Source organism: Sphingobacteriia bacterium, assembly GCA_017304685.1.
Classification (GTDB): Bacteria; Pseudomonadota; Alphaproteobacteria; order Rickettsiales; family 33-17; genus JAFKLR01.
On sequence record JAFKLR010000003.1, the window covers coordinates 94563 to 108079 of the forward strand.

The window sequence follows — 13517 nt, forward strand, 5'->3', positions numbered from 1 at the left end:
AAAATGCATTATAATAAATTCAAAATTTTTAACATCTGCTCAGCGGCTAATCTTTCTCCTGCTTTTCGTGAGCCCGCTGAAACAACAATAGGTTCTATTCCTTCTACTTCAAGCTGAATTAAAAAAATTGGCGAGTGACCAGGACCCGTTTTTTCTTTAATTATATATAAAGGAATTTTTTTACCATTTTGTTGTGTCCATTCCTGAAGTTTACTTTTAGGATCTTTAGGTGGAGATTGCATGTTATCAAACATATCATCATAACATTCTAGAATAAATTTTTTAGCAACTTCAACACCACCATCTAAGTATATCGCACCTATTACAGCTTCAAAACAATTTTCTAAATTATTAGGCTTATTTTTTCCACCTTGAGATTCTTCACCATTAGATAATAATATTTGCTCGTTTAAATTGATTTTTAAAGCTACTTTATATAATGATTCGCTACATACTAATGCAGCTCTTCTTCTTGCTAAGTCACCCTCATTTTCATTTAAAAATTTGGTGATTAATACTTCGGAAACTACCATTGAAAGTACCGTATCGCCAAGAAATTCTAATCTTTCATAATTTTTAATTTTTTTATTATCACCAGTAACGCTTGGATGGGTAAGTGCTTTAATGATTAATTGATCATTTTTAAATTGGTATTTTAATACTTCATTGCACCACTTATGTATTTTTTGTATATCCGATTTCATAAAAAATTATAATAAATTCAATATTCTATTTATTCTAATACTATTTGGCCATTCCCAAAATTTCAAAAACGAATCTGAAATTGAGAAAAATATTACATCAGCTCTACCTACAATATTTTCCTCAGGTACGAAGCCAATATCTAATCTGCTATCATTTGAAAAGTCACGATTGTCACCCATCATAAAATAATGGTTTTCAGGAACGTTATATTTTTCAGTATTATCTAAAGCTCCGTTTTCATAGACATCCAAAACATAAAACTCTTTTCCATCAATTTTTTCAATAAATTTTGCAACGTTTTTATATTCTTCATCTGAATACACATCCTCAAATCTTTTTGGGACGGGATTATTATTAATAAATAAAACGCCACCGCGCATTTGAATTTTATCGCCTGGAAGACCTACGATTCTTTTTATATAATAGGTAGAATCATCATTTTTTTTGTGAAAAACAACGATATCTCCTCTTTTTGGCTTGCCAAACTTTAACACTCTTCCATCCCATAAATTAGGTGAAAAAGGAAGAGAATGTTTGCTAAAGCCATAAATATATTTATTTACAAATAAAAAATCCCCGATAAGCAAAGTTGGTTTCATTGAGCTTGAAGGTATTCTAAATGGTTCATAAGCAAATGATCGAATAAGTGTAGCTGCAATTAAAGCAAAAAGTAATGAATTGAGATTTTCAATTAATACTTTACGAAAATTATTATTATTTTTTTTTGTCATTTTGTTTCCTAGAATTGTTCAGTAATCAATGATTTTCCTGTCATGTCTGATGGTTGTTGTATACCCATAAATTTTAAAATGGTTGGAGCAATATCGCATAATCTACCATTGTTTAATTGTATATTGTGATATTTAGTGTTTTCTGAAATAACAATAAAAGGTACAGGATTTAATGTGTGAGCTGTATGAGGTAACCCGTTATTCTCCATTTGCTCTACATTGCCATGATCGGCAGTAATTAAGATTACATAATCTTTTTTTAAAGCTTTAGATATTACTTGAGAAAGGCAATTGTCTAATACTTCAACAGCTTTTACAGAAGCTTCGAAATTACCAGAATGACCAACCATATCACCGTTAGCATAATTTACTACAATAAACCCATATTCATCTTTTTCAATCTCATCTATAAGTCTGTCAGTTAACTCAAAAGCCGACATTTCAGGACATTGATCATAGGTCATAACTTGAGGGGAAGGTATCAAAGCTCTAGTTTCTCCATATACCGGTGCTTCAATTCCACCATTAAAAAAGAAAGTTACATGAGCATATTTCTCTGTCTCTGCAATTCTTAACTGCTTTATTCCATTCGTTGACACTATTTCTGAAATAGTATTATTAATAGGTATATTTTCAAAAATTGTATTCATTAATTTTGAAAGCTTATCAGAATATTCCATCATTCCGACTGCAATAGAAAATTTAATTTGTTTACTTCGTGGAAAATTATCAAATTCAGGTTCAAGCAAAGCTTTTAATATTTGTCTTACTCGGTCAGCTCTAAAATTACACATTAGAATGGCATCGTTATCGTTCATTCCTACATAACTTTCATGTACAGTTGGAACAATGAATTCATCAAAAATACCATTTAAGTAGCTTTCTTTTATTTCATGTAAAAAATTATTACTCTTTTTAGCATGAGCTGAGACTATGCAGTCATAGGCTGCTTGTATTCTTTCCCATCTTTTATCGCGGTCCATTCCATAGAATCTTCCCATAATGCTTGAAAGTTGTATGTTAGGTAATTCACGAATTTCATTTAATAAAATCTCAACATATTTTGTAGCGCTTTGAGGGGAAGTATCTCGTCCATCTAAAAAAGCATGAATATTTACTTTAATACCTTTTTCTGAAAGTAGTTTCGCTAAATAAATAATGTGATTTTGATGAGAGTGAACTCCTCCATCTGAGAGTAAACCTATTAAGTGGCAGGTACCATTAGTAATTTTTAATTTACTAACTAATTCCTCAATTGCTTTATTTGTTTTTAATTCATTATTTTCTATAGCTTGGTCTATTCTAGGAAGATCTTGTAATATTATTCTTCCACTTCCAATGCTCATATGACCAACTTCTGAATTTCCCATTTGACCTTCAGGTAAACCTACAGCTAAGCCTGAAGTTTCAAGAACTGAATGAGGAAAGTTTGAAAATAAATAATCAAAATATGGAGTGTTTGCTGAATGAATAGCATTATTTTGAGTAGAATGATTATGCCCAAATCCATCTAAAATGCATAACAAAACTTTTTGCATTAATGTTCCTCTACTCTAACTCTATACTGATGTTTACCTAACCTTTCGCCAGTTTTAATATAATGACATATACGGGCTATTTTAGTAATACAATCACCTACACGTTCAATATTTTTTATTGTAAATATAAAATTCATGTATATTTCTATACTTGACTTATCGGTACATGCAACCATTTTATCTTCAATTTTTTGAATAATTAATCTTGTGATCATATCAACTTCATCATCGAATTCACAGATTTGGTTGTAAGGTACGTTTTCTTTTTTTAAATTTAAATTCTGGCTTATGCTTTCATGCATACTGATAATTTTTTTCATTAAATTTTCAAAATCATTTAATAGATCAGCATCGATTTGTCTTGCGTAATTACAAGCTCTTTTAGCAGTGTTTTTAGCTAAATCGCCCATTCTTTCAATAGTAATAATTAATTTTAATGCAGAAACTATAAATCTTAAATCTATTCCCATAGGTTGTCTGAGAGCTAAAAGATTAGTTGCTCTTTGTTCAATTTGTGTATCTAATTTATTAACTGTTTTATCTATTTCTCTTGCTTCAGTTACTGCTTCTACTGTAGGCGTTTGCCAATTATTTCCTGCTATTACTAATTCTTCATGAACGTGATTCATCATTTCATTCATTGCATTCACTAAAAGATCAAGATCATGATCATATGAATGTACAGTATGTTTTACCACAAATTGCTCCGCCTAAACTCTATTGTTATTTCCACGATGGTATGGGTGATTATGTAAAATACTATAAGCTCTGTAAAGCTGTTCTGCAAGCAATATGCGAACAATTTTATGTGGCCAAGTCATTTTGCTTAATGATAAAACAAAATGCGATTTATCAATTATTGTTTGACTTAAACCGTCTGCTCCCCCTATTAGAAAGCTTATATTATTATAACTCATTTGTTTTTCATTTAAATAGTTTGCAAATTCTTTACTTGTAAGCTCCTTGCCAATTTCATCAAGAGCAATAATTAAAGAATTATTAGGTATTGCTTCTAATAAATTTTTTGCCTCTTTTTCTTTAGTTTCGTCATTAAATTCATTTATTTTAATATTCCACTTAAGTCTCTTCGTATATTCTTCAATTAAAAAATATTCTGAAGATTTTTTATTAATTTTACCTATGCAATTAATATATATATTCATTTTTTTAAATTTATTTTTATTTAGAAAGATTTTTACCTTTACGTTCTATAAACTCAATTTTTTCTTTCCCCTCTAATTCAGGAAGTTTTTTAAAATATTTTTTATCTAAAAAATAAATTTTAACTCCAAATTTTTGCATAGTTTTTAGTGTTGAAGAGAAATTTAGCTGATCTAATGGAACTACAGGAATATTAGTTGTCCATTCATAAATTCCTAGCCCTTTATTCTCATCGTAATAAAAATCTTTAGCGGGAAGTAAATAGATTGCTCCACCTTTATCCGCTTTATAAAATTTTTCTAAATCTGAAATTATTAAATATACATCGAAATCTTTATTTTCTTCATAGGATTGAATGAATTGGTGAACCCAAGAATCATCCCAACGAAATAAAAAACAGCTAGCTAGTTTTAAAGAAGGAGTAGCGAAAATAACAGCACCCTCTTTTTCATCTCTTACATAATGTGATTGTGGTTTAATAACCTCTATTTTGCGAGTATTAGAACCATGAAATAAAACATCAAAAGGAGCTTGTTTAGTTTCTGCATAAGCAATGTTAATAGCAGTAACTAATATTACTAAAAGTAAGTTATATAATATTCTCATATTATTTCTTCTAATTTACCGTTAGTAATAGAAAATTTTCTATCCAATTTATTTGCAAGCTCAACGTTATGGGTAACAATAATTGCCGAAGTATTATTTTTATTTAGTGTCGAACGCATTATTTGAAATACATTTTCAGCAGTTTGAGGGTCGAGATTACCTGTAGGTTCATCGGCAAGTAAGATTTTTGGATTATGTACAAGAGCGCGAGCAACAGCAACACGTTGTTGTTCTCCACCAGAGATTTGACTAGGATAATGAGTGATTCTATGGCTTAAGCCAACTTGTTCTAAAATATTTACCGCTTTTTCCTTAGCATTATTTGGGCTTACATTATTTAACAGAGAAGCCATCATAACATTTTCTAAAACAGTAAAGTCTTTTAAAAGATTATGGAATTGATATACAAATCCCAATTTTTCAGCTCGAATATTGGTTTTGATATTATCGCTTATTTCATTACAAATAACATTATCTATTATTATCTCGCCACTATCCGCAGTGTCCAACAATCCTGCAATTTGGAGTAAAGTAGTTTTGCCGCAGCCAGATGGTCCAACAAGTGCAATCATTTCACCCGCGTTAAGCTCAAAGGTAATATTATTTAATACATTGATTTTGATTTCACCTGCCTGAAGATAAGTTTTGTATATATTTTTTAATGTTAGTGTTTTACTCATTTCTTAATGCCTCCGCAGGGTTGACATTTGCAGCTTTGAGTGCAGGGAAAATTGTAGCTGTAATACATAAAATTAAAGCTACAATAATTATTTTTCTAACATCGCCATAATCAACCTTAGCTGGAAGATTATGTAAATAATATACTACAGGATCAAAAAGGTCGGTGGAAGTTATAGATTCTAAAAACCTTCTTACGCGCTCAATATTTTTAGCGAATAATACTCCAGTTATTACCCCAAAAGTAGTACCTCCAAAACCGAGTATGGTCCCCATGTAAACAAATATTCTTATAATCATTGATTTAGGTGCGCCAATTGTTCTTAAAACCGCTATATCATATTTTTTGTCATAAACAAGCATATATAGGCTTGAAATAATATTAAAGGCAGCGACAATAATTATTAAAGTTAGAATTAAAAACATAACAGCTCTTTCAATTTCTAAGGCTGAAAGAATTTGAGAATTCTGATATTTCCAATCTTCTACGCTGTATCTTCTATTAATTTTTTTAGCAATAATTTTTGTCATTTTATCGCTATTTGTTGGGTCAGTAATCATTAATTCTAAATTACTAATTTTGCCGGGCATTTGAAAAAGAAGCTGGGCGCTGTCCATTTGCATAAATGCAAGAACGTTATCATATAAATATGACCCTGAGCGAAATATTGCCGCCACTTTAAATGTTTTAAATCTTGGTACTCTTCCTAAAACAGTGGGGATACTATTAGTAGTTACTATTTTTACTTCATCACCTGGCTCAACGCCAATACTTTGAGCTAAATTTTCTCCTAATAATAAAGAATTTTCATCAGTTAAATAGTCTTTAATATTTCCTTGAACTATATTATTATAGATTTGATTTTTAGTTTTAAGATCTTCATTTGAAATTCCACGTATTAATGCCCCTGCAGAATTTCCTGTATTAAGCATCATTACTTGTTTTTCGATAAGCGGAGTAATTTTAGTAATTTCTTTTATTTCTTTAATTTGGTTAATCACTTCCTGTGGGTAACTAATGCCTGACTGGCTACCTTTTACAGTAACGTGCCCTGCAACTCCCAAAGTAATTCTTGTAAGTTCATCTCTATAACCATTCATTACAGACATAACTACTATTAAAGTTGCTACGCCCAGTAATATTCCAATAGTAGCAAAAGCTGAAGTTATGGAAATAAATCCACTTTTGTGTTTGCTATGTAAGTAGCGTAAAGCAATTTTTAATTCTAATTTAATATTCATTGGATTTAAAAAATTAACAAAAATGTTATATAAAGGTTAATATTATTAATAAAATACCAGTATTTGCTAAAAGATCAAGCCTGTTAAAATTAAATATTTTTAAAATTAGTTTAACGTTAAAAAGTTTTTATAATATAATTTTTCTTTATAAATCAATAAGTTATAGCAATAGTTAATAAATAGTTAGTAAACATATTGACTTTTACTATTATTTAATACTATTTTAGTGGTAAAATTTATATAGGAATTTATAAATGAGTTTAGAAAAAACTTACCGCGCAGGTTGTGAGGCAAAGAATAAAGTAGTTTTAGAAGTAAATGGCGGAATTGATATTACTTTTGATGAAGGAACCGTAGAAAAAGTATGGGATAAATTTATAAGTAACAAATTATTAACGTGTAATGAATATAAATTTCTTATAACAAATCTTGATTATTTTACTACCGTATATTTTGGTGATGTTGGGGCTGGCAGTAGCTCAGAAAATATTGATAATCAAAAAGAATGTTTACGTGATGAAATTAATTCATCATTTTATGAAATGTGGTTTTCCTTTTTAGCTCGTTATTCGCTGTTTTTAAAAGAAATAAATAACGCAATAGAAAGTGCAGATGCTAATAAATCAAAAAAGAATATACCGATAATTTCTTTAGCTGAAGAAAATGAAGAAGTGCATATTTCTCAAAATGCTGTTACAGAGAATGATAATATTACGAATAAATACTTGGAAATATTTCAGTCAACAGTGGAAAATTTTAATGAGTTAACAGAGCAACTTTCTAGCTTACTAATTGAACAATCAAAGTTGTATAAAAAATATTTAACAAACCCCGCAGCATATATCTTAAAAGAATTAAATGATGAGGAAAGAAAGGCTATATCTAACCTAGAAGATGTAGGCGAGTATAATTTACTTTATATGAAAGATATATTAAGTAAATTACCTACAATTTTAAATATGGAGCTTAAGGAAGCTCAAGAATTTTTACTTGAAATAAAAATATCTGTGGCGAAAGCTCAAATTAATTACGAAAGCTTTAAAGTAAAGTGTGATAAATATAATGAACTTCAAGATAAAATAAAAGATCTAGAAGATTCTAAAAAATATAATCAAGGTCCTCAGCTTTAAATTTATATAAAGCTCAAGTATCTTTCGAAACTATTTGAGCTTTATTACTCCACTTTTTTGATTTAAAGATATAAGATTATAAAATCATTGCTACATTAAGTATTTGTTAAATACCTCATGATAAAGTAATATTAAAAATAGGGGTGTTTTTAATGTCACTTTCATCCAATAAAGAAAAAACAATTCAAGGCTTTATTTTCGAAATAGAAATAATCTATAATTTAATAAAAAAACATACTCAATTAAAAGTTTTTAAAAATTTGTTTGAAGCGCTAGAAGCCATAGAAGTAACATATATAAAACGCTTTCAAGGTCAAAGTTTTGCTAAAAGTTATTTGATAAGTAAGGGGGTAGATCTTAAAAATAAAACCTCTTTCACTTACGGAAGTTATGAAACGAGCAAACATAAAAAATATTACGAGATTTTATTTAAGGAAAAAAAAGATAAATTAGATTTTTTTTATCTATTTAAAGCGTATTGTAAAGAATTTAATATAACCGCAGCTTTATTTAAAAATGTCGGGTACTCAATAATTTTACAATATCCAGAAGATGAATCTTTTATTATACCTATCTTAAATTTAGTAAATAAATCTTTAAAAAATAGTCCTGAAGAAATATTTGCATTATATCATTATTTGTATAACTTTTTTAAAAATAATCAAACCAGTTATAATGCGCAATATATTTATAGATTAGCCTTAGTAAAATTAATAAGTCTATCATGTAAAAATAGAAGTTATCAAAATGCTTTTTTGTACTGGGGTGAAGTCGTTAGCAATAATATAGATATGCAATTGTTAGAGATTAAAGAAATAATAGAAGCGCTACATTTTGAAAAAAATTGTCATTATAATAAAGATAAAAGAGAAAAATATGACTTATATAAAAGTATATATAATTTTGTAGTACCTCAACTTATTAATCCTCACTATTATATATATTATAATATAACGTTAGTTAATCTAATAAATTTAGCTTGTTCAATAAAAGAATATAAAGAAGCTTCAGAATATAGTGATGAATTAATTAGTAAAAAAATACCATTTTCCATTGAAACCGCTTTAAATATAATTAAAGCATTTTATAATTATTCAATAAATAAAGAAAATAAAGAAGATTATTTATTAAGAATAAAGTTAATAATAACTTTTGCTGTAAAGAATTCTCCTTCATTTCCAAAAGCAATTGACTTATATTTTTCTAAAGATAAAGAAATAATTAAAATTAAAAATGATTCTTTAATAGAATTGCAAAAACATCAGAAAGAAAAAGAAGTGTTTATTCAATATGATTCAAATGATGTTAAAACAGGTAACTTAAGAGCTGTTAATAAGGTTAATGTATCAGGGGTAATAGCTCAAGGTGAATTTAGAAATTTAACTACTATTTCTATTCATACAAATACGGTAACATCTAAGAAGTAAAATTTTTAATTTTTTTCTTAAAAATAACATAGACAATTATGTTAGTCAAAATTACTACTAAACCACTAAAGAATACATCACTTACAAAATGCCCACCTTGTGCAATTCTTCCAATACCAAAAATAATTCCAAGTAATATACCTATAACCATTCCTGATACGCGAAGGCTAGGTGAAATGAAACTTAAAGCTGTGAAATAAAATCCCATTGAAGCATGACCTGAAACAAAGGAGCAATTATTTTTACATTCGTTAGAATAATGCCAAGCTGGCATAAAGTTTTTTTCACCCCCAAATGTTATGATTTGGTTTGGTCTTGGTCTTCCCATATTTTCTTTAAGGGCAGTATTAACTATTAAACCTGGTCCTAATGCCATACAAATAGTTAAATATAATGCTTTATATAAATACTCATTCTTTTTAAGAAAAAAATAAATTATACTAACTAGTAAAGTCGCTATTACTATGTAAGAAAGTACCGGAACTAATTTATGAAAAAATAAAGCTACGGGGTGATTTTTTAAATAAAACCCTTGCTCTTTTTCATAAACATAATTTGCAATAAATAAATCTATTTCAGGGTAAAAAATTAAAAGTAAGCTTATTATTACTAATAAGCAATTAATTATGAGTTTTAAATAATTTGGCATGATAAGCGCATATTTTTGGTGATTTTATATGATTAGCTAAAGGAGTGATTTCTTTTAATAATTGTACATTGCTCTCTTTCATATCACAATTTTTTGAAATTATAATTGCATTATTATACTCGCCATAGGCTTTTTTGGTAAGATCATAATGATCTTTAATCTCACTTTTAGCGGATAATTTTAAAATTTGCTGGTGCGGAATATTGCAATAATATAAGCACCATGAAAGTAATTTTCTTTCATCTATTAGTACGAATGGTTTTTCATATTTATTATAAAGTTCATGAACTTCTTTACCGAAATTATTCCATCCCTTGATACGATAAAGTGGGGATTGAGTGGAAATTGGTAAAAGGTTTATTCCAAACCAAACGGTAATTATAAAAACATTGAATAAAACGCCAGAATTTAAAAGTTTTTTATTAGTTTTATTAAATATTATAGAAATTAAAATTATAAAGCCAATAAATGAAGGAGCTGCCCAATTTATATTTGCTCCGGAAATCAGACTTAATAAAGATATAAATAATAAAAACGTAATTGATATTATAAATAATAACCTATATTTAGGATTGTTTTTTACATTACGAATAAAGTCTTTATTGAGAAAGAGTAATAGAAAACATATAAAAAGTATTGGGCCAATAATTAGTGATTGACCTAGAAAAAATTCAAAAAATTTATTTGGGTATATAAAAGCCCTATCAAGTTTACTAATATCTTTAGTATGTTTAAAGCTTGCAAAGTGATTGTTATAATTCCACCACAAATTTGGTGCGAAAGTAATTAAAGAAACTATTCCTGAAATAACTAAATGCTTAAAATTTTTAAGTAAATCTTTTTTTTCTAAAGTAAGAATGAATATAAAATATCCAATATAAAAAAGACCAGCATTATATTTGCTTAGTAAAGCAAATCCTATAGTAATACCTAAAAGTATTGTTAATGAAATTGTTGGTTGCTCAAAATTTTTTAAAAGAATATAAGTTCCTAAAGCCCAAAATAAAAGCAATAATACATCAGTTGAAATTACTACTGAGGAAACGCAGATTGCAGGGAGTGTAAGATAAATAAAAAAAGAATAAATTGCGTTTTTATCAATTTCTTTATGGGTTAAGTATATTATCCAAGCTGTTAAAAAGTGAATTACAGGTGCAAAAAATCTAACCCCAAATTCATTACTTCCAAATATGTTAGTACTTAGCCAAATTATCCAGGCAATTAATGGTGGTTTTGAATAATAGCCAAAATCTGGAGATAATGACCAAAAGTAATATTGAGCTTCGTCTGCATATAAATTTAAATCAGTAAAATATAAAAAAATGAGACGTAAAATTATTAAAAGAATACTAAATAATAAAATAAATTTATTCGAATTAATTTTTAGAGCTTGCATAAAACTTAATATTAATAATACTTAAATTAAATAAATAAACAAAAGAGCAATAGAATGAGCGCTAAAGTTTTAATAATCAACGGTCCAAATCTTAATATGCTTGGAACTAGAAATCCAGAAGTTTATGGTTTTAACACAATTTTTGATATTGAGCAAAATTGCCATGATTTTGGTAGTGTGCATAATTTAATTATTGATTTTCGTCAATCAAATAATGAAGGTGAGATAATTGAATGGATTCAAGAATCAGAAAAATTTGATGCTTTAATCATAAATGCCGCTGGTTTTACTCATACATCTATAGCCATTCTTGATGCTTTATTAATGCTAACAAAGCCAATTATTGAAGTGCATATTACAAATATTTATAAGCGTGAAAAGTTTAGAAGAAAATCACTTGTATCACGTGCAGCAACAGGAGTGATTTCAGGTTTTGGAGCTAATAGTTATATATTGGCTCTCCACGCAGTTTTAGAATTAGTAGAATAATATGCAAAAATTTAAAATATTAGGTACGATGAGTGGTACCTCTTTCGATGGAGTTGATCTGGCTTTCATTGAAACGGATGGTGAACAAATTTTTGAATTGGGTAATTATAGACTTTATGAATATCCAGAATCTATTAAACAAACTTTAAAATGTCAGAATTTATCAATAAAAGAATTGTTGTGTCTAGAAAAAGAAATTTCAGAGTTTTATGTTAAAGCAATTATTGATTATAAGATTCAAGAAAAACGTGAAATAGATTTAATTGGGTTTCACGGGCAGACTATAATACATATTCCTAGAGATAGTCTCACCCTTCAAATAGGTAATCCTTCCTTGATTGCTGCAAAAACTAAAATAGGAGTAATAGCAGATCTTAGAAGATTTGATATGGCGTTAGGTGGACAGGGTGCGCCAATTGTTCCAGTGTATCATAAAGCATTATTTAAAAAACAAATTAAAGAACCGTTTTGTGTGTTAAATATTGGTGGAGTTGCTAATTTAACTTATATTGATGATGAAAATATTATAGCTTTTGATACAGGGCCGGGCTCTGCTTTAATTGATGATTATATTTTAAAATTTTTTAATAAGCCTTATGATAATGAAGGAAAAATAGCAAGATCAGCAGGGTTTTTAAATATGCAAATCCCTGAATTGACTTCCTGGCTTGATGATGAATATTTTTATAAATCTTATCCTAAATCTTTAGATCGTGAACATTGGCATAATTTAGTTAAAAATACAGAATTAAATGGAGAATCGTTAATTGCTGTTTTAACTGAATTCACTGCTTTAACAATTGAAAAAGCTATAAATTTACTTCCTAATAAACCAGCTAGAATTATTACCTGTGGTGGTGGTAGGAAAAATAAATTTATGATGGAACGAATTGAAGCTTTAACCTCAATTAATGTAGAAAATATCGATAGTTATAACTTAAATGGTGATGCCATTGAAGCGCAAGCAATAGGTTTTATTGCTGCGCGTATTAAAAATGGCTTGGAATATACTTATCCAACTACTACTGGGGTTACTCAACCGGTTGGCGGCGGCGCCTTCTATCAACCTTGGTAATAGTATGATCTTGGATTTCTGAAAATCTTTTCTTAATATAATCATCGATAGATTTTACTAAATCATCCATGGTCAATCTGTAAAAATGATCGGCGCCTGGAATTACTTGATAATCAATTTCAGTATTCTTTTGTTTAGAGATTTTAGATAAAAGTTTACTTATTGATTCCTCAGGAGCTACTGAATCCTTTTCAGCTCCTACTACAAGTCCTGAAGAAGGGCAAGGAGAAAGAAATGAAAAGTCGTATAAATTTGCTGGAGGAGAAACTGCTACGAATCCATGAATTTCTGGTCTACGCATAAGTAATTGCATAGCGATCCAAGCCCCAAATGAAAAACCTGCAATCCAAAAATTATTTGAAGAAGGGTTTTGTAATTGTAACCAATCTAATGCAATTGCAGCATCAATAAGTTCTCCAACTCCATTATCAAATGTGCCGCTCGATTTACCAACGCCACGGAAATTAATACGTAATGTAGAAAAACCGTTTCTTACAAAGGTATGGTAAACATTATAAACAACCTTATTATTCATGGTACCACCATGTAACGGATGAGGGTGCAAAATTAATGCTGTCGGTGCATTTGGTTCTGCACTATGGTTATATTTACCTTCAATTCTTCCTTCCGGACTACTTATTATTACTTCCGACATAAATATTTTGCTCCTAATACTTGACTAAAATAGTG

15 protein-coding genes are annotated in these 13517 nt (G+C 28.6%); 4 read left to right on the forward strand and 11 right to left on the reverse strand.

Going from position 1 to position 13517, the window contains the following annotated elements; genetic code table 11:
* Nucleotides 1-8 precede the first annotated feature (8 nt).
* From rnc to J0H68_00600, 8 genes are read right to left on the reverse strand one after another with little or no spacing between them, the layout of a single operon-like run.
* Nucleotides 9-704, reverse strand: coding sequence for a ribonuclease III (rnc, locus tag J0H68_00565; GenBank protein MBN8827183.1), 696 nt, complete (start codon nt 702-704; stop codon nt 9-11).
* A gap of 6 nt (nt 705-710) precedes the next feature.
* On the reverse strand, nt 711-1436 hold the full coding sequence (lepB, locus tag J0H68_00570; protein ID MBN8827184.1) for a signal peptidase I: 726 nt from the start codon (nt 1434-1436) through the stop codon (nt 711-713).
* Between the two features lie 8 nt (nt 1437-1444).
* Complete coding sequence (locus J0H68_00575; GenBank protein MBN8827185.1) at nt 1445-2974, reverse strand: 2,3-bisphosphoglycerate-independent phosphoglycerate mutase; 1530 nt, start codon at nt 2972-2974, stop codon at nt 1445-1447.
* Nucleotides 2974-3672 carry a phosphate signaling complex protein PhoU gene (gene phoU, locus J0H68_00580; protein MBN8827186.1) on the reverse strand — a complete coding sequence of 233 codons (699 nt, stop codon included), beginning with the start codon at nt 3670-3672 and terminating at the stop codon, nt 2974-2976. The genes J0H68_00575 and phoU overlap by 1 nt, the downstream gene beginning before the upstream one ends.
* Nucleotides 3673-3684: 12 nt before the next feature.
* Complete coding sequence (locus tag J0H68_00585) at nt 3685-4137, reverse strand: 23S rRNA (pseudouridine(1915)-N(3))-methyltransferase RlmH (protein MBN8827187.1); 453 nt, start codon at nt 4135-4137, stop codon at nt 3685-3687.
* A gap of 16 nt (nt 4138-4153) precedes the next feature.
* A complete protein-coding gene (locus tag J0H68_00590) occupies nt 4154-4741 on the reverse strand; it encodes a hypothetical protein (GenBank protein ID MBN8827188.1) in 588 nt (195 codons plus the stop codon).
* On the reverse strand, nt 4738-5421 hold the full coding sequence (locus tag J0H68_00595) for an ABC transporter ATP-binding protein (GenBank protein ID MBN8827189.1): 684 nt from the start codon (nt 5419-5421) through the stop codon (nt 4738-4740). Before J0H68_00595 ends, J0H68_00590 begins: the two co-directional genes overlap by 4 nt.
* Nucleotides 5414-6661 (reverse strand): lipoprotein-releasing ABC transporter permease subunit, encoded by a 1248-nt coding sequence (locus J0H68_00600; GenBank protein MBN8827190.1) that lies wholly within the window; start codon nt 6659-6661, stop codon nt 5414-5416. The genes J0H68_00595 and J0H68_00600 overlap by 8 nt, the downstream gene beginning before the upstream one ends.
* A gap of 254 nt (nt 6662-6915) precedes the next feature.
* On the opposite strand from J0H68_00600, the gene J0H68_00605 reads away from it, so the two are divergent.
* Entirely contained in the window at nt 6916-7791 is an 876-nt protein-coding gene (locus tag J0H68_00605; GenBank protein ID MBN8827191.1) for a hypothetical protein, read from the forward strand.
* A gap of 152 nt (nt 7792-7943) precedes the next feature.
* On the forward strand, nt 7944-9218 hold the full coding sequence (locus tag J0H68_00610) for a hypothetical protein (GenBank protein ID MBN8827192.1): 1275 nt from the start codon (nt 7944-7946) through the stop codon (nt 9216-9218).
* Here J0H68_00610 and J0H68_00615 read toward each other — a convergent pair.
* Together J0H68_00615 and J0H68_00620 are read right to left on the reverse strand one after the other, a co-directional pair.
* Nucleotides 9208-9867 (reverse strand): phosphatase PAP2 family protein, encoded by a 660-nt coding sequence (locus tag J0H68_00615; protein ID MBN8827193.1) that lies wholly within the window; start codon nt 9865-9867, stop codon nt 9208-9210. The two genes, J0H68_00610 and J0H68_00615, sit on opposite strands and share 11 nt — an antisense overlap.
* Complete coding sequence (locus J0H68_00620) at nt 9839-11263, reverse strand: glycosyltransferase family 39 protein (protein ID MBN8827194.1); 1425 nt, start codon at nt 11261-11263, stop codon at nt 9839-9841. The genes J0H68_00615 and J0H68_00620 overlap by 29 nt, the downstream gene beginning before the upstream one ends.
* Before the next feature lie 54 nt (nt 11264-11317).
* Between J0H68_00620 and aroQ the strand changes: the two genes are divergently transcribed.
* Nucleotides 11318-11752, forward strand: a complete 435-nt coding sequence (gene aroQ / locus J0H68_00625) for a type II 3-dehydroquinate dehydratase (protein MBN8827195.1) — start codon at nt 11318-11320, stop codon at nt 11750-11752.
* A gap of 1 nt (nt 11753) precedes the next feature.
* Nucleotides 11754-12827, forward strand: a complete 1074-nt coding sequence (locus tag J0H68_00630; GenBank protein ID MBN8827196.1) for an anhydro-N-acetylmuramic acid kinase — start codon at nt 11754-11756, stop codon at nt 12825-12827.
* Here J0H68_00630 and J0H68_00635 read toward each other — a convergent pair.
* Nucleotides 12784-13482, reverse strand: a complete 699-nt coding sequence (locus tag J0H68_00635; protein MBN8827197.1) for an alpha/beta hydrolase — start codon at nt 13480-13482, stop codon at nt 12784-12786. The two genes, J0H68_00630 and J0H68_00635, sit on opposite strands and share 44 nt — an antisense overlap.
* Between the last annotated feature and the right edge of the window lie 35 nt (nt 13483-13517).

Coding starts and splice junctions, on each gene's coding strand:
- J0H68_00635 (MBN8827197.1), bottom strand. CDS start 13,482: ATGTCGGAAGTAATAATAAGTAGTCCGGAAGGAAGAATTGAAGGTAAA.
- J0H68_00615 (MBN8827193.1), bottom strand. CDS start 9,867: ATGCCAAATTATTTAAAACTCATAATTAATTGCTTATTAGTAATAATA.
- J0H68_00600 (MBN8827190.1), bottom strand. CDS start 6,661: ATGAATATTAAATTAGAATTAAAAATTGCTTTACGCTACTTACATAGC.
- lepB (MBN8827184.1), bottom strand. CDS start 1,436: ATGACAAAAAAAAATAATAATAATTTTCGTAAAGTATTAATTGAAAAT.
- J0H68_00605 (MBN8827191.1), top strand. CDS start 6,916: ATGAGTTTAGAAAAAACTTACCGCGCAGGTTGTGAGGCAAAGAATAAA.
- J0H68_00585 (MBN8827187.1), bottom strand. CDS start 4,137: ATGAATATATATATTAATTGCATAGGTAAAATTAATAAAAAATCTTCA.
- rnc (MBN8827183.1), bottom strand. CDS start 704: ATGAAATCGGATATACAAAAAATACATAAGTGGTGCAATGAAGTATTA.
- aroQ (MBN8827195.1), top strand. CDS start 11,318: ATGAGCGCTAAAGTTTTAATAATCAACGGTCCAAATCTTAATATGCTT.
- J0H68_00575 (MBN8827185.1), bottom strand. CDS start 2,974: ATGCAAAAAGTTTTGTTATGCATTTTAGATGGATTTGGGCATAATCAT.
- J0H68_00630 (MBN8827196.1), top strand. CDS start 11,754: ATGCAAAAATTTAAAATATTAGGTACGATGAGTGGTACCTCTTTCGAT.
- J0H68_00610 (MBN8827192.1), top strand. CDS start 7,944: ATGTCACTTTCATCCAATAAAGAAAAAACAATTCAAGGCTTTATTTTC.
- J0H68_00595 (MBN8827189.1), bottom strand. CDS start 5,421: ATGAGTAAAACACTAACATTAAAAAATATATACAAAACTTATCTTCAG.
- J0H68_00590 (MBN8827188.1), bottom strand. CDS start 4,741: ATGAGAATATTATATAACTTACTTTTAGTAATATTAGTTACTGCTATT.
- J0H68_00620 (MBN8827194.1), bottom strand. CDS start 11,263: ATGCAAGCTCTAAAAATTAATTCGAATAAATTTATTTTATTATTTAGT.